This window comes from Pseudomonas putida, assembly GCF_028682395.1.
GTDB lineage: Bacteria > Pseudomonadota > Gammaproteobacteria > Pseudomonadales > Pseudomonadaceae > Aquipseudomonas > Aquipseudomonas putida_AB.
The window spans coordinates 275636-300588 of the sequence record NZ_JANHLC010000005.1 but is presented as its reverse complement, the minus strand read 5'-3'; the positions used below and the strand labels follow the sequence as shown (position 1 = coordinate 300588).

22 protein-coding genes are annotated in these 24953 nt (G+C 63.2%); 8 read left to right on the top strand and 14 right to left on the bottom strand.

The window, feature by feature from the left end:
- Position 1 precedes the first annotated feature (1 nt).
- Both NPS46_RS15245 and NPS46_RS15240 read left to right on the top strand, forming a co-directional pair.
- The gene (locus NPS46_RS15245; RefSeq protein WP_274108494.1) at positions 2-871 is read left to right on the top strand and encodes a DUF72 domain-containing protein; all 870 of its coding nucleotides are present in this window, start codon (positions 2-4) and stop codon (positions 869-871) included.
- A gap of 27 nt (positions 872-898) precedes the next feature.
- Positions 899-1726 (top strand): isocitrate lyase/PEP mutase family protein, encoded by an 828-nt coding sequence (locus NPS46_RS15240; RefSeq protein ID WP_274108493.1) that lies wholly within the window; start codon positions 899-901, stop codon positions 1724-1726.
- A gap of 9 nt (positions 1727-1735) precedes the next feature.
- On the opposite strand, the gene NPS46_RS15235 is transcribed toward NPS46_RS15240, so the two are convergent.
- Complete coding sequence (locus NPS46_RS15235) at positions 1736-2356, bottom strand: energy transducer TonB (RefSeq protein WP_274108492.1); 621 nt, start codon at positions 2354-2356, stop codon at positions 1736-1738.
- 93 nt (positions 2357-2449) lie between these two features.
- On the opposite strand from NPS46_RS15235, the gene NPS46_RS15230 reads away from it, so the two are divergent.
- Positions 2450-3232, top strand: coding sequence for a class I SAM-dependent methyltransferase (locus NPS46_RS15230; protein WP_274108491.1), 783 nt, complete (start codon positions 2450-2452; stop codon positions 3230-3232).
- An 18-nt stretch (positions 3233-3250) separates the two neighbouring features.
- Here the strand turns inward: NPS46_RS15230 and NPS46_RS15225 are convergent, their stop codons facing one another.
- Positions 3251-3907 carry a TetR/AcrR family transcriptional regulator gene (locus NPS46_RS15225; protein ID WP_274108490.1) on the bottom strand — a complete coding sequence of 219 codons (657 nt, stop codon included), beginning with the start codon at positions 3905-3907 and terminating at the stop codon, positions 3251-3253.
- A 94-nt stretch (positions 3908-4001) separates the two neighbouring features.
- Between NPS46_RS15225 and NPS46_RS15220 the strand changes: the two genes are divergently transcribed.
- Positions 4002-5102 (top strand): efflux RND transporter periplasmic adaptor subunit, encoded by a 1101-nt coding sequence (locus tag NPS46_RS15220; protein ID WP_274108489.1) that lies wholly within the window; start codon positions 4002-4004, stop codon positions 5100-5102.
- A gap of 6 nt (positions 5103-5108) precedes the next feature.
- Positions 5109-8174, top strand: coding sequence for an efflux RND transporter permease subunit (locus NPS46_RS15215; RefSeq protein ID WP_274108488.1), 3066 nt, complete (start codon positions 5109-5111; stop codon positions 8172-8174).
- A 56-nt stretch (positions 8175-8230) separates the two neighbouring features.
- Here the strand turns inward: NPS46_RS15215 and NPS46_RS15210 are convergent, their stop codons facing one another.
- The 3 genes from NPS46_RS15210 to plsB are packed head-to-tail and all read right to left on the bottom strand — an operon-like array spanning position 8231 to position 11904.
- Positions 8231-8917 (bottom strand): DUF4197 domain-containing protein, encoded by a 687-nt coding sequence (locus NPS46_RS15210; RefSeq protein WP_274108487.1) that lies wholly within the window; start codon positions 8915-8917, stop codon positions 8231-8233.
- A 32-nt stretch (positions 8918-8949) separates the two neighbouring features.
- Positions 8950-9348, bottom strand: coding sequence for a YbaY family lipoprotein (locus NPS46_RS15205; RefSeq protein WP_274108486.1), 399 nt, complete (start codon positions 9346-9348; stop codon positions 8950-8952).
- A gap of 60 nt (positions 9349-9408) precedes the next feature.
- A complete protein-coding gene (plsB, locus tag NPS46_RS15200) occupies positions 9409-11904 on the bottom strand; it encodes a glycerol-3-phosphate 1-O-acyltransferase PlsB (RefSeq protein ID WP_274108485.1) in 2496 nt (831 codons plus the stop codon).
- 245 nt (positions 11905-12149) lie between these two features.
- Between plsB and NPS46_RS15195 the strand changes: the two genes are divergently transcribed.
- Positions 12150-12359, top strand: a complete 210-nt coding sequence (locus NPS46_RS15195; protein ID WP_054595898.1) for a cold shock domain-containing protein — start codon at positions 12150-12152, stop codon at positions 12357-12359.
- A gap of 63 nt (positions 12360-12422) precedes the next feature.
- On the opposite strand, the gene NPS46_RS15190 is transcribed toward NPS46_RS15195, so the two are convergent.
- The 4 genes from NPS46_RS15190 to NPS46_RS15175 form a co-directional block, all read right to left on the bottom strand.
- Positions 12423-12800 (bottom strand): hypothetical protein, encoded by a 378-nt coding sequence (locus NPS46_RS15190; protein ID WP_274108484.1) that lies wholly within the window; start codon positions 12798-12800, stop codon positions 12423-12425.
- A gap of 81 nt (positions 12801-12881) precedes the next feature.
- A complete protein-coding gene (locus NPS46_RS15185) occupies positions 12882-13691 on the bottom strand; it encodes a putative RNA methyltransferase (protein ID WP_274108483.1) in 810 nt (269 codons plus the stop codon).
- Entirely contained in the window at positions 13691-14842 is a 1152-nt protein-coding gene (gene dapE, locus NPS46_RS15180) for a succinyl-diaminopimelate desuccinylase (RefSeq protein WP_274108482.1), read from the bottom strand. Before dapE ends, NPS46_RS15185 begins: the two co-directional genes overlap by 1 nt.
- A 163-nt stretch (positions 14843-15005) precedes the next feature.
- A complete protein-coding gene (locus NPS46_RS15175) occupies positions 15006-17597 on the bottom strand; it encodes a glycosyltransferase (protein WP_274108481.1) in 2592 nt (863 codons plus the stop codon).
- A 277-nt stretch (positions 17598-17874) separates the two neighbouring features.
- Here NPS46_RS15175 and tcdA point away from each other — a divergent pair, with 277 nt between their 5' ends.
- Positions 17875-18684 (top strand): tRNA cyclic N6-threonylcarbamoyladenosine(37) synthase TcdA, encoded by an 810-nt coding sequence (gene tcdA / locus NPS46_RS15170; RefSeq protein WP_274108480.1) that lies wholly within the window; start codon positions 17875-17877, stop codon positions 18682-18684.
- Positions 18685-18707: 23 nt separating this feature from the next.
- Here the strand turns inward: tcdA and NPS46_RS15165 are convergent, their stop codons facing one another.
- Genes NPS46_RS15165 through NPS46_RS15150 form a run of 4 tightly spaced genes read right to left on the bottom strand, consistent with a single transcriptional unit; the run spans position 18708 to position 21813 of the window.
- Positions 18708-19124 carry a SufE family protein gene (locus tag NPS46_RS15165; RefSeq protein ID WP_274108479.1) on the bottom strand — a complete coding sequence of 139 codons (417 nt, stop codon included), beginning with the start codon at positions 19122-19124 and terminating at the stop codon, positions 18708-18710.
- Complete coding sequence (locus NPS46_RS15160) at positions 19121-20326, bottom strand: aminotransferase class V-fold PLP-dependent enzyme (protein WP_274108478.1); 1206 nt, start codon at positions 20324-20326, stop codon at positions 19121-19123. Before NPS46_RS15160 ends, NPS46_RS15165 begins: the two co-directional genes overlap by 4 nt.
- Positions 20327-20382: 56 nt before the next feature.
- The gene (dapD, locus tag NPS46_RS15155) at positions 20383-21417 is read right to left on the bottom strand and encodes a 2,3,4,5-tetrahydropyridine-2,6-dicarboxylate N-succinyltransferase (RefSeq protein ID WP_274108477.1); all 1035 of its coding nucleotides are present in this window, start codon (positions 21415-21417) and stop codon (positions 20383-20385) included.
- Between the two features lie 33 nt (positions 21418-21450).
- A complete protein-coding gene (locus NPS46_RS15150; RefSeq protein ID WP_274108476.1) occupies positions 21451-21813 on the bottom strand; it encodes an ArsC family reductase in 363 nt (120 codons plus the stop codon).
- A gap of 233 nt (positions 21814-22046) precedes the next feature.
- Between NPS46_RS15150 and NPS46_RS15145 the strand changes: the two genes are divergently transcribed.
- Positions 22047-23693: a Na+/H+ antiporter gene (locus NPS46_RS15145; RefSeq protein ID WP_274108475.1), complete on the top strand. Its 1647-nt coding sequence runs from the start codon at positions 22047-22049 to the stop codon at positions 23691-23693.
- Positions 23694-23744: 51 nt separating this feature from the next.
- Here NPS46_RS15145 and dapC read toward each other — a convergent pair whose 3' ends face one another.
- A complete protein-coding gene (dapC, locus tag NPS46_RS15140) occupies positions 23745-24944 on the bottom strand; it encodes a succinyldiaminopimelate transaminase (RefSeq protein WP_274108474.1) in 1200 nt (399 codons plus the stop codon).
- Between the last annotated feature and the right edge of the window lie 9 nt (positions 24945-24953).

The window sequence follows — 24953 nt, the reverse complement described above, 5'->3', positions numbered from 1 at the left end:
AATGACTGCTTCTGCCCTCCCTTATTTCCTCGGTTGTCCCTCCTGGAGTGAAAGCGCCTGGCGCGAGTTTCTCTATCCAGCGGATGCCCGCTCCGGCGATTTCCTGAGCCTCTACAGCCAGGTGTTCAATGCCGTCGAAGGCAACACCACGTTCTATGCGCGCCCGGCAGTGACGACGGTCGAGCGCTGGGCACAGATGATGCCCGAGCATTTTCGCTTTACCGCCAAGTTTCCTCGCGATATCAGTCACGGGGGCAACCTGCATGAGCAACTCGGTGCTGCCGAGGACTTTCTGCAACTGCTCAAACCGCTGGGCGCGCGCGTGGCGCCGCTCTGGCTGCAATTACCTGCGAGCTTCGGCCCACAACGCCTGGCCGAGCTGATCGGCTTTATCGAGGCCCTGGAACGGCCGGTGGCGGTGGAAGTGCGGCACCCCGAGTTCTTTGCCCGAGGTGATGCCGAGCGGTTGCTGAACCGCCTGTTGAGCGAGCGTGGTGTCGAGCGCATATGTCTCGATCCGCGCGCCTTATTCAGTTGCACCCTGACCACGCCGGCGGTGCTGCATGCCCAGTCCAAGAAACCGCGCGTGCCGCCACGCCCGACGGCGTTCAGTGGGTGCCCTCAGGTGCGTTTTATCGGCCATCCGGAACTGGAAGCCAATGATCCGTTTTTACGGCCGTGGGTCGAGAAAATCGCCGGCTGGATCGAGGAAGGGCGCACGCCCTATATCTTCTTGCACACCTCCGACAACCGTCTCGCGCCCGAACTGGCCCGGCGTTTCCATGGGCAACTGATGACGCGCCTGCCTGGTTTGCCGGGCCTGCCTGAGTTATACAGAGAGCCCGCCGTGGAGCAACTTGGGTTGCTGTGACGGTACGGTTGTCACGGAGTCGAGCCCATGAGTGTGCAAACGCGCCAAGGCGAAATGTTCAAAGCGCTGCATGAGCGCGAAGGGGCTTTTGTGGTCCCCAATCCCTGGGATGCCGGTTCGGCGAAAATGCTCGCAGGGCTGGGATTCGAGGCGCTGGCGACCACCAGCGCGGGGTTGGCGTTTTCCCTGGGGCGTCCGGATGCCGAAGGTGCGCTGTCGCGTGCCGAGGTCCTGGGCAATGCCCGGGCGATTGTCGATGCCACCGGGTTGCCGGTGGCGGCGGATCTGGAGAATGGTTTTGCCGATGATCCCGCAGGCTGCGCCGAGACCATTCGCCAGGCGGCCGCGGCCGGGCTGGTCGGTGGCTCCATCGAGGATGCCAGTGGCCGGGCGGACGAACCTATCTATCCCTTCCATCTGGCCGTCGAGCGCATTGAAGCGGCGGTCGCGGCCGTGCGACGCCTGCCATTCGCCTTTACGCTGACCGCGCGTGCGGAAAACCTGCTCAATGGGCGCATGGATCTGGAGGACACCATCCGCCGGCTGCAGGCCTTTGCCGAAGCGGGTGCCGATGTGCTCTATGCGCCGGGCCTGCGCAATGTTCAGGAGATTTTGGCGGTGGTCAGGGCGGTCGCTCCCAAGCCGGTCAATGTGCTGATGCCGAGCCATGTGGCGCTGTCGGTGGCGGACCTGGCGGCCATGGGCGTCAAGCGTGTCAGCCTGGGGTCGGCCCTGGCTCGTGCGGCCTATGGCGCCTTTTATGAGGCGGCTGCGCAGATCCAGGGGCAGGGCCATTTCGAACGGGCCAGCCAGGCAATGCCGTTTGCACGGATCAATGGGCTGTTTAAAGGCTGAGGTTCGGGATCAGGCGGCGATGCGCAGGTTCTGTACGATCAATGGCCGAGCCCAGGCCAGGTCGTAGTCCAGGTGACGCTGCTGCTCGACCAGTTCTTCGCTCGGGTAAGGCTTGGCCGGTTTGTCCAGCAACTCCAGCTCGAATTCGGCGATGGGCAGATGCAGAGGGCGCGGTTGTGGCGCCGGGCCTGGCTCGGGAAGCGGTTGGCCCGCCGTCAGGACGATGGGGCGGACCCAGCCGCTGTCGAAATTCTGTTGCTGCTGTTGGGCGACGATTTCGTCGTCCGGGTAAGGCGGGGCGAGCTTTTTCAGCAGGTCCAGTTCCAGCTCGGCGATCGGCAGGAACAACGGCTCCGGTGGCTTGACCTCGGTTTCGTGGACATCGCACTGGCGCTGGTCGACGATTTTCGCCAGCAGGTCGCTACCGGCACTGGGCTCAATGGCCGGGTCCTGCGGCAAGGCCAGGGCCTGGGCATCAACCTCTGGAGCATCACCGATTTGCTCCTGCAACGCACGCGCAAAGAAGTCCTGCCACAGATGGCTGACGCCGCTCAGTGCCTGGGAGTTCTGCAGGCCGTAGTCGCTGTAGGGCGATACGTAACCTATGGATGTGCGTTGAATGTCTGACATGGCTCTCGGTTGACGCGCAGGTCTGGCAAAATGCGGAATCATTCTGTTATCGGCAGCTTTTGCCGATCATTAAATTTTTGAGCGTGTTTTTCCATGAGCGAGCATCAAACGGCCAGTCTGGTCAGAGTCCAAGCCCTGGACGCAGCGCTGGAGCCGCAGGCCCGGCAGTGGGCGGAGCGTCTTGGCCTGCCGTTAGAGGCAGAAGAAGCGCAGTTTGTCCTGCAGGTCTGCGACCAGGGGTTGCAGTTGCAGCAGCTCGGGCTGGATGCGCCGGGGCCGGTGCGGGTCGACTTTGTCGAGGGCGGCGCGGCCCATCGGCGGCTGTATGGCGGCGGTAATGGGCAAATGATTGCCAAGGCGGTCGGGGTTCAGCCTGGCGTGCGCCCGCGGGTGCTGGATGCCACGGCCGGGCTGGGCAAGGACGCGTTCGTGTTGGCCAGCCTCGGCTGCGAGATGAGCCTGATCGAGCGCCAGCCGCTGATCGCCGCCTTGCTGGAAGACGGGCTGGCGCGCGGGCAGGGTGATCACGAGGTGGCGCCCATCGTCGCGCGTATGCGTCTGTTCAAGGGCAATGCCATTGAGGTGATGACCCACTGGGAGGGCGAGCCGCCCCAGGTGATTTACCTGGATCCGATGTTTCCCCATCGCGACAAGAGCGCGCTGGTGAAAAAAGAGATGCGTGTGTTTCGGCCCCTGGTCGGTGACGACCTCGACGCCCCGGCCCTGCTGGCCGCGGCCCTGGCCCTGGCCAGCCATCGGGTGGTGGTCAAGCGCCCGCGCAAGGCGCCCTGCATTGATGGCCCCAAGCCAAGTCATGGGCTGGAAGGCAAGTCGAGCCGTTACGATATCTACCCCAAGAAAGCCCTCAAGCCCTGATGACGTAGTGGTTGCTGCCTAGCCAGCATGCAGGCCGTGATCGGGGTGGTAGGCGCGCATGAACAGCTTGACCACTTCCTCGACATGCGCCTCGGCTGCGGCCCCGCTGAGCGGCTCGCCGCAACCGTAGAGCAGGCGGAAGTTGGCCGCGCCCTTGAGGAGACAGAAAAAGTGCTCGGCGGCGGTCTGGGGATTCTCGAAGTAGAGCAGGCCGGCGTTCTGGATTTTGCCCAGCAAACGCTCCATTTCCTGGAGCATGCGCTGGGGGCCGGCTTCGAAGAACAGTTGGGAAAGCTTGGGGTCCTGGCTGCCCAGGGCGGCGATCAAGCGGTGCATATTGATCGACTCCTCGCTGTTGATCAGCGTCTGGAAACCCATGCCGATGCTGCGTAGCACCATTTCCAGGGGAACCCCTTGGGGCAATTCGAAGAGCAGTTCGGGCAGTTGCGAGCGGCATTTGGCTTCGATGGCCGCAGCAAACAGGGTTTCCTTGTCGTTGAAGTGACTGTAGACCGTCAGCTTCGACACCCCCGCCTCGGTGGCCACCGCATCCATGCTGGTACTGGCGTAGCCGTTGCGCACAAACAGGTTTTTTGCGGCATCGAGAATGGCCTGGCGCTTGGCCAGATCCTTGGGACGGCCAGGGCCGTTGGGAGAGGAGAAATTAGTGGGCATTCTGCGCTTTTAATACTGGACTGGTGAGTTTGCTATTAATAACATACTGGCCAGTATAAATACTCCAAGCGTCGTTTGCGAAAGGTCCGCCGCCATGTTCCGCCATGCCTTGTCCCTCGCTTTGCCTCTCGGTCTGCTGTCGCTTTTGAGCGCCTGCGACCATCAAGCCGCTGTCCAGGTCAATATTCGCCCCGCGATGGTGGTTCATCCAGAACCTTCGGCGCAGGCGTTGGACAGCTATCCGGGAGAAGTCCGGGCGCGGTTCGAGCCGGACCTGGCGTTCCGCATTGGCGGCAAGGTCAGCCGACGACTGGTCGAGGAAGGCGAGCGGATCAAGGCCAACCAGGCGCTGGCCGAACTGGATCCGCAGGATGTGCGTCTGCAACTGGAGGCGATTCGCGCCCAGGTCGCGGCAGCCCAGGCCAACCTCAATCTGGTGCGTTCCGAACGTGATCGCTACAAGACCTTGATGGAGCGCCAACTGGTCAGCCGTTCGCAGTTCGATAATGCCGAGAACCTCTACCGCGCCGGCGAAGCGCGGCTCAAACAGGTCCAGGCCGAGTTCGACGTGGCCAGCAACCAGGCCGGTTACGCCGTGTTGCGCGCGCCCCAGGATGGGGTGGTCGCCAAGCGCCTGGTGGAAGTCGGCCAGGTGGTGGCTGCCGGCCAGACGGTCTTTGTACTGGCGGCCGACGGCGCCCGTGAAGTGGCTATCAGTCTGCCGGAGCAGGCCTTTGGCCGGTTCCGGATTGGCCAGGAGGTCGCGGTCGAACTCTGGTCGCAGCCGGATCAGCGTTTTATCGGGCATATCCGCGAGCTCTCGCCGGCGGCCGATCCAAAGTCGCGGACGTTTGCCGCACGGATCGCTTTTACCGTCGACAAGGTGCCGGCCGAACTGGGCCAGAGCGCCCGAGTGTTTATCCAGCACGCCGGACAGGTGGCGCTGGCGGTGCCGTTGTCGGCCGTCACGGCGGAAAATGGCGCGGCCTATGTTTGGCGGCTCGACGCAGGCAACAAGCTGACACGGGTGCCGGTCAAGGTCGGGGCGTTTGGTGAGAAGACGGTGCCGGTTTTCGAGGGGCTGTCGGCCAACGACTGGGTCGTGGCGGCTGGGGTGCATGTGCTGAACGAGGGCCAGGAGGTCCGGCCGGTGGACCGCTCCAACCGCGTCGTCAGTCTGGCGGGCAAGGAGTAATCCCCGATGGGTTTCAATCTTTCCGCCTGGGCGTTGCGCAATCGCCAGATCGTCCTGTTCCTGATGCTGTTGCTCGCGATTGTTGGCGCGCTGTCTTACAACAAGTTGGGGCAAAGCGAAGATCCACCCTTCACCTTCAAGGCCATGGTCATTCGCACGCTGTGGCCTGGCGCCACGGCGGAGGAAGTTTCGCGGCAGGTCACCGAACGGATCGAGAAGAAACTGATGGAGACCGGCGAGTACGAACGCATTGTCTCGTTTTCTCGCCCAGGTGAGTCCCAGGTGACCTTCATGGCCCGTGACTCGATGCGTTCCCAGCAGATTCCCGAGCTGTGGTACCAGGTCCGCAAGAAGATCAGCGATATTCGCCACACCTTGCCGTCTGGGGTGCAGGGGCCATTCTTCAATGATGAATTCGGCACCACCTTCGGCAATATCTATGCGCTGACCGGCGACGGCTTCGATTACGCCGTACTCAAGGATTACGCCGACCGGGTGCAGATCCAGTTGCAGCGGGTCAAGGACGTGGGCAAGGTCGAACTGCTGGGGCTGCAGGACGAGAAGATCTGGATCGAGCTGTCGAACGTCAAGCTGGCGACCCTTGGCCTACCCCTGGCGGCCGTGCAGAAGGCGCTGGAGGAACAGAACGCGGTGTCCACCGCCGGTTTTTTCGAAACGCCGACCGAGCGCGTGCAACTGCGGGTCAGCGGTAACTTCAAGACGGTCGAGCAGATCAGCAATTTCCCGATTCGGGTCGGCGATCGTACCTTGCGCATCGCCGATGTGGCCGATGTCCGCCGGGCCTTCAACGACCCACCGGCACCGCGCATGCGCTTTATGGGCGAAGACGCCATCGGCCTGGCTGTCGCGATGAAGGACGGCGGCGATATCCTGGTTCTGGGCAAGGCCCTGGAAGCCGAGTTCGCGCGGATCCAGAACAACCTGCCGGCCGGGATGCACCTGAGCAAGGTGTCCGATCAGCCGGCGGCGGTCAAGACCGGGGTCGGCGAGTTTGTCCGGGTGCTGGTCGAGGCCCTGGCGATTGTCTTGCTGGTGAGCTTTTTCTCCCTGGGGGTGCGCACCGGGATGGTGGTTGCCCTGGCGATTCCGCTGGTGCTGGCGATGACCTTTGCCACCATGTATTACCTGGGCATCGGCCTGCACAAGATTTCCCTCGGGGCCCTGGTGCTGGCGTTGGGGCTGCTGGTGGATGACGCGATCATTGCGGTGGAAATGATGGCGATCAAGATGGAGCAGGGCTTCGACCGCTTCAAGGCGGCGAGCTATGCCTGGACCAGCACGGCATTCCCGATGCTGACCGGCACCCTGATCACCGCCGCCGGGTTCCTGCCGATTGCCACGGCACAGTCGAGTACCGGCGAGTACACCCGCTCGATCTTCCAGGTAGTGACCATCGCGCTGATTGCCTCCTGGATCGTCGCCGTGGTGTTTGTGCCCTACCTGGGTGAGCGCCTGCTGCCGGACCTGGCCAAGCTCCATGCGGCCAAGCACGGTAGCGGCCCCGATGCGCCGGACCCGTATGGCACGCCGTTCTACCAGCGCGTGCGGCGTCTGGTGGAGTGGTGCATCAATCGGCGCAAGACGGTGATTGTCCTGACGCTCTTGTTATTTGTCGGTTCTGTCGGCTTGTTCCGCTTTGTGCCCCAGCAATTCTTCCCGGCTTCCGGGCGACTGGAGTTGATGGTCGATCTCAAGCTGGCCGAGGGCGCTTCGCTGAGCAACACCGCCGACCAGGTCAAGCGTCTGGAAGGCTTGCTGAAGGAACATCCCGGCATCGACAACTATGTGGCTTATGTCGGCACCGGTTCGCCGCGTTTCTACTTGCCGCTGGACCAGCAACTGCCGGCGGCGAGCTTCGCCCAGATCGTGGTACTGGCCAAGTCGATTGAGGAGCGTGAGTCGCTGCGCACCTGGCTGATCGAAACCCTCAATGAAGAGTTTCCGTCGATGCGTTCGCGGGTGACGCGCCTGGAAAACGGCCCGCCTGTGGGGTATCCGGTGCAGTTCCGGGTGACCGGCGAGCATATCGAGGAAGTCCGCGCCCTGGCGCGCAAGGTGGCGGCCAAGGTTCGCGAAAACCCCTATGTGGCCAACGTGCACCTGGACTGGGAAGAGCCGAGCAAGGTGGTTTACCTCAATATCGACCAGGATCGCGCCCGTGCCCTGGGCGTGAGCACGGCCAACCTGGCGAAGTTCCTGCAAAGCTCGCTCACCGGCTCAGCCGTCAGCCAGTTCCGCGAAGACAACGAGTTGATCGAGATACTGCTGCGCGGCACGTTGCAGGAGCGTAGCGAACTGGCCTTGCTGCCGAGCCTGGCGGTGCCGACGGACAATGGCCAGAGTGTGCCGCTGTCCCAGGTGGCGACCCTGGAATACGGCTTCGAGGAAGGGATTATCTGGCACCGCAACCGCCTGCCCAATGTCACGGTACGGGCCGACATCTACGGCCCGGAACAGCCGGCGAGCCTGGTCAAGCAGATCCTGCCGACCCTGGAGCCGATCCGCGCCGAATTGCCCGATGGCTATCTGCTGGATGTGGGCGGTACGGTGGAAGATTCCAGCCGTGGCCAGGCCTCGGTCAATGCTGGCGTACCGTTGTTTATCGTGGTGGTGCTGACCTTGCTGATGCTGCAACTGCGCAGCTTTTCGCGCACGGCCATGGTGTTTCTGACGGCGCCCCTGGGGTTGATCGGCGTGGTGCTGTTCCTGCTGGTGTTCCGTCAACCGTTCGGCTTCGTCGCCATGCTCGGGACCATCGCGCTGTCGGGCATGATCATGCGTAATTCGGTGATCCTGGTGGACCAGATCGAGCAGGATATCCGCTCCGGGCTTGAGCCCTGGCGGGCCATTATCGAAGCGACGGTGCGCCGCTTCCGGCCTATCGTACTGACCGCCCTGGCGGCGGTGCTGGCGATGATTCCGCTGTCACGCAGCGTATTCTTCGGGCCGATGGCGGTGGCGATCATGGGCGGGTTGATCGTGGCGACGGCCTTGACCCTGTTGTTCCTGCCGGCGCTGTATGCGGCGTGGTTCAAGGTCAAGAAGGGGTAGACCGGGAGCAGGGTACTTGCTCGCGAGCGGCAAAGGCTCGCGAGCATCGGGCGCGGTCAGAGCGCGCCGAAGACTTTCTTGGCCAGGCTGGTGGCCGCTGCCGCCGGGTTCTGGCGGATGCTTTCTTCCTGCTGGGCGATCATCTTGAACAAACCGTTCAGCGCTTGTTCCGTCACGTAGTTTTCGACGCTGTCGCTGTTGCCACCGAGCAGGCCCATTGGAGCCTTTTTGGCGAGTGCGTTGTACTGCTGGGCGACACCGACCTTGTCCGTGGATTGCTTGACGATCGGTAGGAACTTGGCGCGGATCTGCTCGCGGCTGCTTTTGTCCAGATACTGGGTTGCCGAATCCTGGCCGCCGCTGAGAATGCCCTTGGCATCGCTCACGCTCATGTTTTTCACGGCATTCACCAGGATTGGCTGGGCCTGGGTCACGGCGGATTCGGCCGCTTTGTTCATGCTGGCCTCAAGTTCGGTGATTTGATCGCCCATACCGAGCATTTTCAGGGCGCCAGCGGCCTTTTCCAACTTGCCTGGCAAGCCGATCTTGACCTCGGGGTTGTTGCTGAAACCACCGGGAGCCCCCAGTTGTTTGACGGCGATCTGCGCGCCCTGGGTCAGTGCGTCCTTGAGCCCGCCAGTGGCGTCGCCCTGGGACAGGTCGCTCAGGGACAACGCCAGGGCATTGGCGCAAACCAGCAAGCCCGCGCACAGGCCGGCAAAGCGAAGGGAAGGACGGAGCATGGGGGGACTTCCTTATGCGAAAAGTTGAAGAATCATTGCACCGAGTCGACGCGAATCCGCAGCGGTTGCGGGTCCTGGCCGTTCAGTTGCACACCGTGGTGTTCGGTACTGATAAACAGTAGCTCGCCCGCGTGTTCGATGCGAGCGCTGACCGAGTAGCGATGGCCGGGTTTGACCTGCGCCGGGTCGTAGTCGAGGTGGAACGGCAGTGGCACCTGGCCGTGGACTGGGCCTTTCTGCTCGGCGAGGGTCACCGCCGGTGCGTCGGCCAGGGAAACGTCCTGCAGGGTCACGCTCAGCGTCGCGGCAGGTGGCAAGGCAATGCGTTGCAGGTAAAAGACTTCGCCGTCGAGCGCCGCCTTGGCCACGGGTTGCGGGCTTTGGCAGGCTGCCAGCAGGGCGGTGAGGCAGAGCAGGGACAGTTTTTTCATCGGGAGCTTCCTGTAGGGCGCCTCATCGAGAGGCGCTGTTCAGTCAATCTAGCGGGTTTTCTACTCGGCGCTCGGCTTCAGGTCCGCAGCGTCTTCGGCACGGTGCACGGCCACCTGGCGGATCGACAGGCGGATCTCGGCAGGCAACACCCGTTTGGCTGCACCTTCGGCCAGTTCGCCGAGCAGTTCGTGGTAACTCAATTTGCCGGCCGGGTCGCGGCGTAGCACGTCCAGGTCGAGCAGGGTCTGGATAAAGTGGCGGAACAGGCTTTTGTCGAAGAACTCCGGGGCGTTGAGGCCATGCAGGATCGACAGGCGCTGGGCCATGACTGTGCACAGGTCTTCCAGCTCTTCGGCGCTGATGCTGTGCTGGCCGCTGTTGAGCAGCAGCGAGATCGCCATGTAGAAGCGTTGCAGGGTCTGGGTGATGCTTTTGGACAGCAGGGTGAGCAGCACGAAATGTCGCGAACTCGGTGCCGGGCGCAGGTACAGCTCATTTTCGAAGCGCAGCAGGCCCTGCTCGACAAAGGCTTGCAGCCATTGGTCGACCACAGCGTCGAGCTCGTCCAGGGACCAACGGATAAACAACTCTGATTGCAGGTACGGGTACAGCGCGCGGGTGTAGCGCAGGATCTGTTCGCGGCTGATTCGTGAACTGCTCTGGAAGAAGCTCGCCAGCAGCGCCGGCAGGGCAAAGATATGCAGCACGTTGTTGCGGTAATAGGTCATCAGGACGGCATTCTGCTCGTCCAGGTAGAGGATCTTGCCCAGGGCGTCGCTTTGCTCGCAGACCAGGTCCATGCCCTTGACGTGTTCGATCAGCGCCCGGCCGTCGCCTTCGGGCAGGGTGGTATGGGGCGAATAGGGCACTTTGCGCAGCAGGGCCAGGTAGAGGTCGAGGACCCGGGCCATGGCGCGGTCGTCCAGCGCCAGGCGGCTGGTGGACAGCAGGGCTAGGGCCACCAGGTTGACCGGGTTGACCGCCGCCGCTTCATTGAGGTGGCGGGCGACGCGCTCGCCCAGGCGGTGGGTGGTTTCATTCAGCCAGGCCGGACGGTACTGCGGAGCCAGGTCCTGGGCGCGCCAGTCCGGCTGTTCATGGTCGAGAAACTCGGCCAGTTTTATCGGTTCGCCGAAGTTCACCGCCACCTGGCCAAAGCGCTGCTTGAGCGCGCCGACCACTTTGAAGATGTCGAAGATCGATTCCTTCTTCTTGCTCGCCCCGCGCAGTTCGCCCAGGTAGGTGCGGCCTTCCAGCACACGCTCATAGCCGATATACACCGGCACGAAGACAATCGGGGTGCGCGAGGAGCGCAGGAAGCTGCGCAGGGTAATCGCCAGCATGCCGGTCTTGGGTTGCAGCATGCGCCCGGTGCGCGAACGGCCGCCTTCGACGAAGTACTCCACCGGGAAGCCCTTGGTGAACAGGGTGTGCAGGTACTCGTTGAACACCGAGGTGTACAGCGGGTTGCCCTTGAAGGTCCGGCGCATGAAAAACGCGCCGCCACGGCGCAGCAGGCTGCCGATCACCGGCATGTTCAGGTTGATGCCGGCGGCGATATGGGGCGGTGTCAGGCCGTTGCGAAACAGCAGGTAGGACAGCAGCAAGTAGTCGATATGGCTGCGGTGGCAGGGCACGTAGATCACTTCATGACCTGGGGCGATGGCCTGCACGCCTTCGATATGGTTGACCTTGATGCCGTCGTAGATCTTGTTCCAGAACCAGCTCAAGACCACTTCGAGGAACCGGATCACCGTGTAGGTGTAGTCCGAGGCGATTTCATTGGCGTAGCGCAGGGCCTGGGCCTTGGCCTTTTCCGCAGAGATGTTCTCGCGCTCGGCTTCTTCGAGGATTGCCTGGCGCACCAGGGGCTCGTTGACCAGGCCCTTGACCAGGTTGCGACGGTGGGAGATGTCGGGGCCGATCACGGCGCTCTTCAGGTTGCGAAAGTGCACCCGCAGGATGCGCTGGGCCATGCGCACGGTACGTTCATGGCCCTTGTTGTGCTGGACCAGTTCGCGCAGATGGATCGGCGCGGAGAACTGCACGCGGGTCTTGCGGCCGAGGATCAGGATGCTCAGCAAGCGGCGCAGGCGCCCGGTGACGGCCCAGCTGTCGGCGAATAGCAGCTTCCAGGGGCTCGACTCGCTGGCCGGCGACTGGCCCCAGAAAACGCTGACCGGAATGATCTGGGCGTCTTCAGCGGGGTTTTCTTCCAGGGTGCTGACCAGGCGCTCCAGGGTGGGTGGGGCGCCGCGTTTGTCCTGGCGGCCGAGCCAGTCGGGCTCCGGGGTCAGGTAGAAGAATGCGGCGGGTTCCAGCAGCGAGCCGACCGCCACCGGCAGGACCGGGCGTGGCAGGCCGGCTTTGGTGCATTCGGCATCGACCACCGCCAGGTCGCTCAGGGACGGCGATTGCAGAACGTAGAACACCGGACGACTGCGGTCGAGGTTCAGGGTGAACGACGATTGGTTGATCGTCTCCGAGCGCACCCAGAGGTACAACAGGCGGCGTAGGGTGCCGAACACAAGACGACGGAAAGGGGAGCGAGTCATACGGCTTCTGCATTAGGTGGAGTAAACCGAGCGTTTGCTCGGGGCCGATAGTGTGCCGTATCTGCCTAAAATCGGCAAAAAAGCCGCTATTTATAGGGATGGGCGAGATTTTCGGGCTGCCTTATACTCGTCGCGCTTTCGCACGTACTGTCAGACCGCCATGAGTGGGCTGAAGTTCGGGCGGTGGCTTATCAGGGCAAGGGCTACCCGCTGCCCGCCCCATAATAAAAAAGGAGTAGGACTGTATGGCAACGCGCGAAACCGGCAACGTGAAGTGGTTCAACGACGCCAAGGGCTATGGCTTTATCCAGCGTGAAGACGGGGCGGACGTGTTTGTTCACTACCGTGCCATTCGCGGCGAGGGGCACCGCTCCCTGGCTGAAGGCCAGCAGGTGGAGTACGCCGTGGTAGACGGTCAGAAAGGCCTGCAGGCCGAAGACGTAGTAGGGCTGTAAGCGCTTCGCAGAGGCTGTCGCGGGCGGTTTCAGCCCCCGGAGCAGCCTCTGCGAGTGATCTTTTTACGCGGTACGCCAGGTGATTTCTTCTTCACCGTCGGCGCTGATCCGAATCCAGCGGTCAGCCGATTCTTCACCTTCTTCTTCGACCCAACTACCCGGCGCGCAGCGCACTTCCACGTTCAGCGCGGCAAAAGCGGCGCGGGCGCAGGCAATATCGTTTTCCCACGGCGTCTGGTCGCTTTCCAGGTAGAGGCTGTTCCATTTGCCCACGGCCTTGGGCAGCCAGGTCACCGGGATATCACCGGCCTTGCATTTGTAGGTCTGGCCTTTCTGGACCCAGTCGGTGCAGGGGCCGATAGCGCTGCTCAACCAGGCCGCGATGGCCTTGTAGTCGACGTCGGCGTCTTTCAGGTAAATCTCGATATCCGGTTGGCGCATGGATGTCCTCACTGTGGTTCTGAAAAATCCATTCGCGGATTCTGTCACCGATCGCCAGGGCGACCGGCCATGGTTTAGGGGTTATTGCAGCACAAAATAATCGTAGCGCATGGACACGCGGGTCTGGAACGGCTCGACCTGCTCGATGACCGCTGCCCGGCGTTCGGCGCTGGCGCGCCAGCCGTGGGGCGTCATGGCCAGTAGATTGGCACGATCCTGGGGGCAGGTGAGGGTCAGGTTGAAATCCAGGGTCTCACTGTGCGCCAGGGACATGCCGTCGGGCACCAGGGCCAGGTGCTTGTCGTCGGTGTAATCGCGCACTTCGTCATAGAGCTTTTCGCGCAGCTCCATCAGGTGTTCGCGGGTCGGGCCGACACGCATCAGGCCGCCGCCGGGGCTGAGCAGGCGCTTGGCCTCCTGCCAGTCGAGCGGGCTGAAGACACTGGCGAGAAACTGGCAGCTGGCGTCGGCCAAGGGCACGCGGGCCATGCTTGCAATCAGCCAGGTCAGGCGTGGATTGCGCCGGCAGGCACGTTTGACCGCTTCGCGCGAGATATCCAGGGCGTAGCCTTCGGCGTTTGGCAGGGCGTCGGCGATCTGCGCCGTGTAATAGCCCTCGCCGCAGCCGATATCCAGCCAGCGCTGTGGGGCCCGCTCGGCGGCCAGTTCGGCCAGGCGCCGGGCCACGGGGGCGTAGTGGCCGGCATTGAGGAAGTCGCGGCGCGCCTCGACCATGGCCTGGTTGTCACCCGGGTCGCGGCTGTTCTTGTGCTGCACTGGCAGCAGGTTCAGGTAACCCTGGCGGGCGCGGTCGAAACGGTGCCCCGCCGGGCAGCCGACGCCATTGTCCACGGCGTTGAGCGGGGCGCTGCAGATCGGGCAGGCAAGCATCAGGCGAGCAGCTCGATCAGGGTGCGGTAGTAGATTTCGGTCAGCACATCGAGGTCGCTGGCCAGGACCCGTTCGTTGACCTGGTGAATGGTCGCGTTGACCGGGCCCAGCTCGACCACCTGGGTGCCGAGTGTGGCGATAAAGCGCCCATCGGAGGTGCCGCCGCTGGTCGAGGCCTGGGTCTGACGGCCGGTGACGGCCAGGATGCTGGTCGAGACCGCGTCGAGCAGTTCGCCCGGTTCGGTCAGGAACGGCAGGCCCGAAAGCGCCCAGTCCACATGCCAGTCCAGGCCATGTTTGTCGAGAATGGTCGCGACCCGCTGCTGCAGGCCTTCGACGGTGGATTCGGTGGAGAAACGGAAGTTGAATACCGCGACCAGGTCACCCGGGATCACGTTGGTCGCGCCGGTACCGGCGTTTACGTTGGAGATCTGGAAGCTGGTCGGCGGAAAGAAGGCGTTGCCGTCGTCCCAGTGCTCGGCGGCCAGTTCGGCCAGGGCCGGCGCAGCCAGGTGAATCGGGTTCTTCGCCAGGTGCGGGTAGGCAACATGACCCTGCACACCGCGTACTGTCAGTTTCGCACCGAGGGAGCCACGACGGCCGTTCTTGACCACGTCACCGACCAGGGATGTGCTCGAAGGCTCGCCGACGATGCACCAGTCCAGGCGCTCCCGGCGTGCGGCAAGGCGCTCGACCACGGCCTTGGTCCCGTGGTGGGCCGGACCTTCTTCGTCGCTGGTGATCAGGAAGGCCACCGAGCCGCGGTGATCGGGGTAGTCGGCGACAAAGCGTTCGGCGGCGACCAGCATGGCGGCCAGGCTGCCTTTCATGTCGGCAGCGCCACGCCCGCACAGCATGCCGTGCTCATCGATCAGGGCATCGAATGGATCGTTCTGCCAGGCCTGCACCGGGCCAGTCGGAACCACATCGGTATGGCCGGCAAAGCACAGGACCGGGCCGTCGTGCTTGCCGTGGCTGGCCCAGAAGTTGTCCACGTCTTCGATACGCATAGGCTCGAGCTTGAATCCGGCGTCGCCCAGGCGCTGCATCATCAGCTTCTGGCAGTCGGCGTCAATCGGGGTCACCGAGGGGCGGCGGATCAGGTCGCAGGCGAGTTGAAGGGTCGGCGAAAGCTCGGCGTGGGCCGTCATGGGGGAACTCCGGTGCAAGGCAAGGCGGTAGTGGCGTTTTCTATCGAGTCAGCGCGGCGCTAGGTCAGCGGGCCAGCTCGGCCCTACAGGCAGGGCGCAAAATGGCGGTTATCTTAAAGCAAAACGGCGACCAGAGGCCGCCGTTTAGTGCATTGCCGTCGAATTAGGCGGCGGGGTCAGGCGCGTCCTTTGCGTCCGGTTTGGGCAGCGACGAAAGGAAGGCCATGATCAGGGCCGCCAGGTACGGCAGCGACTGCACCAGCAACATGGTCACCCAGAAGCGCATGTCGTTGCTCGGCAGGCCCTGCACCAGGCAGATACCCAGCGCCGCGCCCCAGAGCAGCAGCATGATGAACAGTTCCTCGCGAGCCTCCGAGATCGCCACCCAGAAGCCGTGATTATCGGCATTCTTCGGCGTGCGGAAGAACGGAATACTGCTGGTGAAGAAACCGTACAGCACCGCTTTGGCGATGGTATGGGACAGCGCCAGACCGGCCAGGGCCGCCGCGAACGCGTCCTTGAGGTTGACCCCGACCGCGCGGCGGTAGAGGAAAATGATCTTGCCGACCTTGAACACAAACAACGCCAGCGGTGGGATCGCGAAAATCAACAACGGCGGATCGACCCGTGTCGGCACGATGATCATCGCGGCCGACCAGAGCAGGGCACCGACGGTGAAGAAGATGTTCATGCCATCGGCCACCCACGGCAGCCAGCCCGCCAGGAAGTGGTAGCGCTGGCCACGGGTCAGTTGGGTGTCCTTGCCACGCAACAGGCTGGAGGTGTGCCGCTTGATGATCTGGATCGCTCCATAGGCCCAGCGGAAACGCTGCTTCTTGAAGTCGATAAAGGTATCGGGCATCAGGCCCTTGCCGTAGCTGTGGTGGTAGTAGGCCGCAGACAGGCCTTTTTCGAAGACCCGCAGGCCCAGCTCGGCATCCTCGCAGATGCACCAGTCGGCCCAGCCCAGCTCTTCGAGCACCGAGCGGCGGGTCATGGTCATGGTGCCGTGCTGGATAATCGCGTCGCGGTCGTTGCGGGTGACCATGCCGATGTGGAAGAAACCCTTGTATTCGGAGTAGCAGAGCTTCTTGAAGGTGCTTTCGTTCTGGTCGCGATAGTCCTGGGGTGACTGCACCACGGCAATCTTCGGATCGGCGAAGTGCGGGACCATGTGCTTGAGCCAATTGGGGTCGACGCAGTAGTCCGAGTCGATCACCGCGATCACTTCGGCATCCGGGGCGGTATGCGGGATCAGGTAGTTCAGCGCCCCGCCCTTGAATCCGGCCAGGGGCGCGACGTGGAAGAACTTGAAGCGCGGGCCCAGGGTTTGGCAGTAAGCCTGTACCGGTTCCCAGACGGCCGGGTCCTTGGTGTTGTTGTCGATGATCAGGACTTCGAAGTCCGGGTAGTCGAGGTTGGCCAGGGCATCGAGGGTCTGTTTGACCATGTCCGGCGGCTCGTTGTAGCACGGCACATGGATCGAGACTTTCGGTCGGTAGTCCGACTCGCCGACTACCGGCAGGAATTCGCGCCGGCGCTTGTGCGTCCAGACCGCTTCGGCCAATTCATGGGCCTCGGTCAGCAGCACGATAAAGACCCCCAGCGCACCCAGGGCGAGGAGAAAGCCCACCGTCAGGCTGAACCAGGTGCTGTATTGCTGGCTGTAGTCGTAGCCGATCCAGACCAGCACCGAGCCGCAGAGGAACGCGATAAAGGTCAGGAAGGTGCGGCCGCGCTGGCGCAGAGCCGAGCCGTCGATCAGCAGCAGGGCCAGGGAGAGCATGGCCAGGACCACCGAGCCGATGGCCAGGACCCGCCATTGGGGGATCGCGACCACCGGGCCTTCGAAGTTGAACTTCTGCTGGCGCGCGGCATTGTAGACACCCCAGTACGCACCTACCGAACCTTCGTCGCTGGCTTTCCAAGGCTGGTCGAAGGCTTCGATCACAAAGTAGTTGAAGCCCTGGCGGTTGAGTTTGTTCACCAGGGTCCGCAGGTAGATGGCCTGGTCTGCTGGCGTGGCATCGGCGCCACCGCGCATGCGGCCGTTACTCGGCCAGCCGACCTCGGACAGCAGCAGCGGTTTTTTCGGGAACATTTTCTTCAGATCACGGGCGCGATCCAGAACGAACTGGCCAGCCTTGTCGACGGGCACAAATTCCCAGTACGGCAGGATGTGGGCGGCGATCAGGTCGACATGCTTGGCCAGGCCCGGGTTTTCTTCCCAGACGTGCCATTGCTCGGAGGTGGTGACCGGCACCTTGACCGCGGCCCTGACACGATCGATCAGCACAGCCAGTTCCTCGGCGGTGATCTCCTTGCGGTAGATCGCTTCGTTGCCGACCACCACCCGCACGACACTGCGCGAGGTATTGGCGATTTCGATGGCGCGCTGGATTTCGCGCTCATTGCGCTCCAGGTCCGGGCTGATCCAGATCCCCAGGGTCACCCGCAGGCCAAACTCTTCGGCCAGCTTGGGGATATCGCCCAGGGTGCCGTCGACCGAGTAGGTTCGAATGTTATCGGTCAGCTTGCTCATGATCTCCAGGTCGCGACGCATTTCATCGTCCGATGGAAACTGGGCCTTCTGCGGGTACTGACCCTGCTGGAATGGCGAGTAGGAGAAGCCGGAAATATGCTCGGGCCAGTTGGGCGCCGATACCGGGCGATTGATCAGCGCCCAGAAACCGGTGAACAGGGCGGCGATTGCCACCACGACCACCAGGTTAAGTCCAAATTTACGCGATGACATAGAGAGCTCGGGTTCCAAAAAAGGGCGCAACGTCCAGAAGAGCACCTGCGCCAGGCGGCGGGAATCCTACACTGGCATGAGCGCAATGGCACATGTTGATCGGCAGAGGCCGAGCTTGGGCACTGCAATTGCGCTTAAGTTCTTGCCGGTGGCGCGTGGCACAACCGCGCGTGGGCCTGCCGGGTAATTAAAGCAGAGGATGGCGCCGTTCATGCCTTAAAGGTGTTCTGCGCGGCGCCGGGCCTTATACTGCGCGCCGGTTTTTTGGGTGATGGTCATGAGTACAGAAGATCCACGGTTTGCCGGTATTGCCCGGTTGTATGGCGTCGAAGGCCTGGAGCGCTTGCGCGCGGCCCATGTGGCGATTGTCGGCGTCGGTGGCGTGGGCTCCTGGGCGGCGGAAGCCATGGCGCGTTCCGGGGTGGGCGAGATCTCGCTGTTCGACCTGGATGATGTCTGTGTCAGTAACAGCAATCGCCAGTTGCATGCGCTGGCCAGCACGGTGGGCCAGGCGAAGGTGGAGGTCATGGCTGAACGCCTGCGCGGTATCAATCCAGACTGCAAGGTCCATGCAGTGGCGGACTTCGTGACCCGTGAAACCATGGCCGAATACATTACGCCGAATATCGATTGTGTGATCGACTGCATCGACAGCGTCAATGCCAAGGCCGCGCTGATTGCCTGGTGCAAGCGCCGCAAGATCCAGATCATCACCACTGGCGGGGCCGGTGGGCAGATCGATCCGACGCTGATCCAGGTCTGCGACCTGAATCGCACCTTCAACGACCCGCTGGCGTCCAAGGTGCGCTCGACCCTGCGCCGTGACTACGGCTTTTCGCGCACCGTGACTCGCCACTACAGCGTGCCTTGTGTGTTTTCCACCGAGCAACTGCGCTATCCGAAGCCCGATGGCAGCATCTGCCTGCAGAAGAGCTTTGTCGGTGACGGCGTCAAGCTCGACTGCGCCGGTGGGTTTGGGGCGGTGATGATGGTGACCGCGACCTTTGGCATGGTCGCCGCCACCAAGGCGGTGGACAAGATCGTGGCCGGGGTGCGGCGGCCGGCGGAGCGGGTCAAGGCGGGGTAATCACGCTGCCAGCCCGCTCGCTCCTACAGCGCAGGTGAGGCCTGGAGGTCGCGCATGCGTTGCAGGACGGCATTCAGGCCGTTGCTGCGCGACGGCGAAAGCTGGCGCGACAGCCCCAGTTGGTTGAACCAGTCTGTCAGGTCGACCTCTTGCAGGGCATCGCCGGATAAACCGTTGACCCGTACCAGCAGCAATGCCAGTAGCCCGCGAATCAGGCGCGCATCGCTGGCGGCGGCAAAATGCCAATGACCTTCGCGCAGTTCGCCCTTCAGCCAGACCTGGCTTTCGCAGCCATGCACACGGTGCGCTTCGTTGCGATCTTCATCGCTCAAGGCGGGCAGGCGTTCGCCCCATTGCATCAGCAGACGCGCGCGCTGTTCCCAGCCGGCGGCGGCCTCAAAGGCCTGCAAGGCGGCCAGTGCTTCGTCGGGGAGCGTCATCGCAGCAGATCCAGGGCCTGGTCCAGGGCTTCGAAGAAGCGCTCCAGGTCGGCAGAGTCGTTGTACAGCCCAAGGGAGACGCGGATCGCACCTGGCAGGCCAAGGCGTTTGAGCAGCGGCATCGCACAGTGATGACCGGCCCGCACCGCAATGCCCTGGTCGGTCAGCAGATGGGCCAGGTCGGCGTTATGCACGCCTTCGACCACGAAGCTGGCCAGGGCCACCTGCGGCGCGCCCAGCAGGCGGATGCCTTTGCGCACTTGCAGGCCTTGCAGCAGATGCGCATGCAGCGCGGCTTCATGGGTGTGCACGGCACTCTGATCGAGGGTGGCGAGGTAGTCGAGGCTGGCGCCCAGGCCGATCACGCTGGCGATCGGCGGCGTACCGGCTTCGAAGCCCAATGGCGCGGGGCGAAAGCGGGCGGCGTGATAGTCGGCGTCCTGGACCATCTCGCCACCAAACTGCCAGTGGCGCAGGCGCTGCAAGGCGTCATGGCGGCCATGGAGTACGCCCAGGCCGTCCGGGCCATAGAGCTTGTGGCTGGAAAAGACATAGAAGTCGCAGTCCAGGGCTTGGAGATCATGGCGGCCGTGGACCACGCCCTGAGCGCCATCGACCACGCTGAGCGCGCCGTGCTGCCTGGCCATTGCCAGCAGCGCCGGCAATGGCTGCCAGGCACCGAGCACGTTGGACAATTGGCTAAGGGCGACCAGGCGGGTGCGCGGGCCGATCAGGCCGGCCGCTGCTTCAAGGTCGATCAGGCCTTGGCTGTCCAGTGGCAATACCACCAGTTCAAGGCCGCGTCGCAGCGCCAGTTGTTGCCAGGGCAGCAGGTTGGCGTGATGTTCCAGGGCGCTGACAACGATCTGGTCGCCCTGGGAGAATGTGTGTTCCAGGCCGTAGGCCAGCAGATTCAGGGCCGAGGTGGCACCGTGGGTAAAGACGATCTGCCCGCTGTCGCCGCTGTTGAGCCATTGCCCGACCTTGTTCCGGCTGTCTTCGAACGCCTGGGTCGCATGGGCGCCGGGTAAATGCTGGGCACGGTGCACATTGGCTGCGCCGTTGGCGTAGTAGTGCGTCAGGGCATCGAGCAGGGCTTGGGGCTTTTGCGTGGTGGCAGCGCTGTCCAGATAGGTCTGGTCCTGGCGTTGCAGGGCGGCGATTGCCGGGAAGTCGGCGCGCCAGGGGGAGGGCAATAACATGATGGTCGGCTCTGGTGAGCGTGGGCGGGCCCGGATCCGGGCCCGCTCAATGCTGCTTAGTTGTGAGCGTGCAGCGCTTCGTTCAGCTCGATGGCCGACTTGTGGGTCTTGCATTCCACGGCGCCGGTTTCCGAGTTGCGACGGAACAACAGATCCGGCTGGCCGGCCAGGTCACGGGCCTTGACGACCTTGACCAGTTGGTTGTTCTCGTCGAGCAGTGCCACTTTGGTGCCGGCGGTCACGTACAGGCCCGACTCCACGGTGTTGCGGTCGCCCAGGGGAATACCGATACCGGCGTTGGCGCCGATCAGGCAGCCTTCACCGACCTTGATCACGATGTTGCCGCCACCGGACAGGGTACCCATGGTCGAGCAACCGCCGCCCAGGTCCGAACCCTTGCCGACGAACACACCGGCCGATACGCGGCCTTCGATCATGCCCGGACCTTCGGTGCCGGCGTTGAAGTTGACGAAGCCTTCGTGCATGACGGTGGTGCCTTCGCCGATGTAGGCGCCCAGGCGAATCCGCGCGCTGTCAGCGATACGCACGCCGCTCGGCACGACGTAGTCGGTCATTTTCGGGAACTTGTCCACCGAGAACACTTCCAGCAGCTCGCCACGCAGGCGGGCTTCCAATTGACGCTCGGCCAGTTCGCCCAGGTCGATGGCGCCCTGGCTGGTCCAGGCCACGTTTGGCAGCAGCGGGAAGATCCCGGCCAGGCTCAGGCCGTGGGGCTTGGCCAGGCGGTGGGAGAGCAGGTGCAGCTTGAGGTAGGCCTCAGGCGTGGACGTCAGGGCGGCATCTTCGGCCAGCAGGGTGGCGATCAGCGGCTTGTGGCTTTCGGCCAGGCGGGTCAGCAGGGCTGCCTGGGCCGCGTCGATACCCTTCAGGGCGTCGGCCAGTTGGGAAGCCTGGGCGGTGGTGAAGGCGATAGCCTGGTTGCCTTCGGTGTAGCCGAGGATCGGCGCAACGGCGGCGACCAGTTCGGCCGAAGGGTTAAGCAATGGCTGGGCGTAGAACACTTCCAGCCAGGTGCCTTGACGATTCTGGGTGCCGACGCCGAAGGCCAGGCTGAACAGGGTAGCGGACATGCAAATACCTCTTACGAAAATGGATGGACAGCCTTAATGGATAGCTGCCGCATAGATATCTGGCTTGAAGCCAATCAGGGTTCGGTCGCCGAGATCGAGCACCGGGCGCTTGATCATCGAGGGTTGTGCCAGCATCAGTTCGATTGCTTTCGCCTGGTCGAGATCGGCTTTGTGTTCGTCGTCGAGTTTGCGAAAGGTCGTACCGGCACGGTTCAGCACGGTTTGCCAGCCGTGTTCGTTGCACCACTGCGTCAGGTGTTCACGGTCGATGCCTGCGCTCTTGTAGTCGTGAAACGCATAGTTCACGCCTTTCTCATCGAGCCAGGTGCGAGCTTTTTTCATGGTGTCGCACGCTTTGATGCCGAAAAGGTGCAACGTTTTGCTTGAGTCGGTCACAGGATTGCCCCCTTTTGGTCATACGGGAATTCAAAGGTCCGGGATTATGCCATGGCCGGACGGGTTCGGCGCTGGCTGTGGCTGATGCTCGAATCATTGTGTTACATGTTCATCGGGGGACTTCGACTTATGTGCAGCGGTCGGCCGGCAGTCTAAGCGGCTAATATGGCATTGGAATGGCGAACTGTTTCCCCATATTTCTTCAATGGCTTTCATACGGGACCCTATCGCTTATGCAAACGGCTTACACCGTCCTTATTCTGCTGATGCTGGTCGGCGTTTCACGGTTGCTGGGCCGGTTGATTCCCCTGCCTTTGCCCCTGGTGCAGATTACCGCCGGCGCCCTGCTGGCGTGGCCAACCCTGGGGCTGCATGTGGCCCTGGACCCCGAGCTGTTTCTATTTCTGTTCTTACCGCCGCTGCTATTTTCCGATGGTTGGCGTATGCCCAAGCGCGAGTTCTGGCGCCTGCGTGGGCCGATCCTGACCCTGGCCGTCGGCCTGGTGCTGTTTACCGTGGTGGGTGCTGGCTATTTCATTCATTGGCTCTTGCCGGATATTCCCCTGGCGGTGGCCTTTGCCCTGGCCGCGGTGCTGTCGCCCACGGATGCCGTGGCGGTGTCGGCGATTTCCCAGGACCGCCTGCCCGCGCCCTTGATGCATATGCTTCAGGGCGAAGCGCTGATGAACGACGCGACCGGCCTGGTGACCTTTAAATTTGCCTTGGTCGCGGCGATTACCGGGGTGTTCTCCCTGGCCAATGCCAGCCTGACCTTCGTGTTGGTGGCTTGCGGCGGCTTGGCGATTGGTGTCGCCCTGAGCTGGCTGGTCGGACGCTTGCGCGCCTGGATGATTGCCCGGGGTTGGGACGATCCGGCCACTCACGTGGTGTTTATGTTGCTGCTGCCGTTCGCCGCCTATGTGCTGGCCGAACGTCTGGGCGCTTCGGGGATTCTGTCTGCGGTCGCGGCGGGGATGATGCAGAGCTGGCTCGACCTGTTGCCGCGCCAGACCAGTACGCGCCTGCTCAATCGCAGTGTCTGGTCGCTGCTGGAATTTGCGTTCAACGGGCTGATCTTCCTGCTGCTGGGCCTGCAATTGCCGGACATCATCAAGGCAGTGGTCAGCCATGAAACTACGCTGTGGCCGACACTGTTCTATCGCTGCCTGGATGTGGTGGCGATCTTCCTGGTGCTGCTGGTGCTGCGTTTTATCTGGGTGCAGAGCATCTGGCGATTGTCCGGCTGGCTGCGCCGCTGGCGCGGCAAGGGTGAACTGACCCTGGTGCCGACTGCGCGCTCCTGCTGGCTGCTTACCGTGGGCGGCGTGCGCGGGGCGGTGACGCTGGCGGGTGTGATGTCGGTGCCCCTGCTGCTCGCCCCGGGGCAGAATTTTCCGGAGCGCGACCTGCTGATCTTTATTGCCGCCGGGGTGATCCTGTTGTCACTGATCGCGGCCTGTATCACCTTGCCACTGTTGCTGCGCGGCATTGCGAAAAGTCCGGATGACAAGCGCCGCAGCGAGATCCGGGAAGCCTGGCGCAAAACCGCGGAAGCGGCGATCCATGCCCTGGAAAACGAAGAACTCAACGAGGCGGATAGCAGCCAGGATGCCGCCCAGGCAGCGCTGTCCGCTGAATTGAAGGCGCGGATCATGTCCGAGTATCGGCATCAGTTGGAGGTCTTCAACGACTCCGCCGAGGCCCAGGCCCTGGCGTCGCAAATGGATCTGCTGGAGCGGCGTCTGCGCTTGAAGGCACTACGGGCGCAGCGCCTGGAGTTGTACAGCCTCAGTCGGCATCACCAGATCGGCGATGATGTGTTGCGTGAGGTGCTGGCCGACCTGGATATGAGCGAGGCCAACCTGGGGACCGTGAAGTAAGCGTCCCGGCCGGTTCATTGCCCCAGGCATGAACCGGCCGGGAGGGTAGCCTTACTTGCGCTTCTGGATAAAGTCGCGCATCCGCTCGGCGGCTTCGACGCATTCGGCCAGTGGCGCAACCAGTGCCAGGCGGACCCGCCCGGCACCCGGATTGAAACCGTCGACTTCGCGCGACAGGTAGGAGCCGGGAACCACGGTCACATGTTCCTCGGCAAACAGCGCGCGGCAGAACTCGGCGTCGTCGCCTTCGACATTCGGCCACAGATAGAAGCCGCCGTCGGGACGCTGGACATCGAGTACCGGGCCGAGAATCTCCAGCACCGCGTCGAACTTCTCCCGATACAGGTCGCGGTTGGCGCGCACATGGGCTTCGTCGTTCCAGGCGGCGATGCTTGCCAACTGGGTTTGCACCGGCATCGCGCAGCCGTGATAGGTGCGATAGAGCAGGAAGGCCTTGAGGATCTGCGCATCGCCGGCGACGAAGCCCGAACGCAGGCCCGGCAGGTTGGAGCGCTTGGACAGGCTATGGAACACCACGCAGCGCTTGAAGTCGTTGCGCCCCAGGGCCACGCAGGCGCTGAGCAGGCCGGGCGGTGGGGTTTGCTCGTCGAAGTACAGCTCGCTGTAGCACTCGTCGGCGGCGATCACAAAGTCGTGCTCGTCGGCCAGGGCGATCAGCTTTTTCAGGGTGTCCAGTGGGATCAGCGCGCCGGTGGGGTTGCCGGGCGAGCACAGGAACAGAATCTGGCAGCGCTGCCAGACCTCGGCCGGGACCGCGTCGAAATCCGGGTTGAAACCGTTTTCGTCCAGGCACGGCAGGTAGTGCGGCTTGGCTCCGGCGAGGAAAGCCGCGCCTTCGTAGATTTGGTAGAAGGGGTTCGGGCTGACGACCAGCGCGTCATCGCCACGGTTGACCACCGTTTGGGTAAAGGCGAACAGCGCTTCACGGGTGCCATTGACCGGCAGCACGTGGCGGGCCGGATCGAGCCAGCCGCTCGGCACGCTGAAGCGGCGTTCGCACCACTGCGCAATCGCTTCGCGCAGGGCCGGGATGCCCAGGGTCGTCGGGTAGACCGCCATCTGCTCGAGATTGCTGGCCAGGGCCTCGGCGACAAAGGCCGGCGAGCGGTGCTTGGGTTCGCCGATGGACAGTGCGATGGCGCGCTTGTCGGCATTGGGCGTCACGCTGGCGAGCAGGGCGCGCAGTTTCTCGAACGGGTAGGGTTGCAACTGGTTCAGAGCGTTGTTCATCGGTACGGG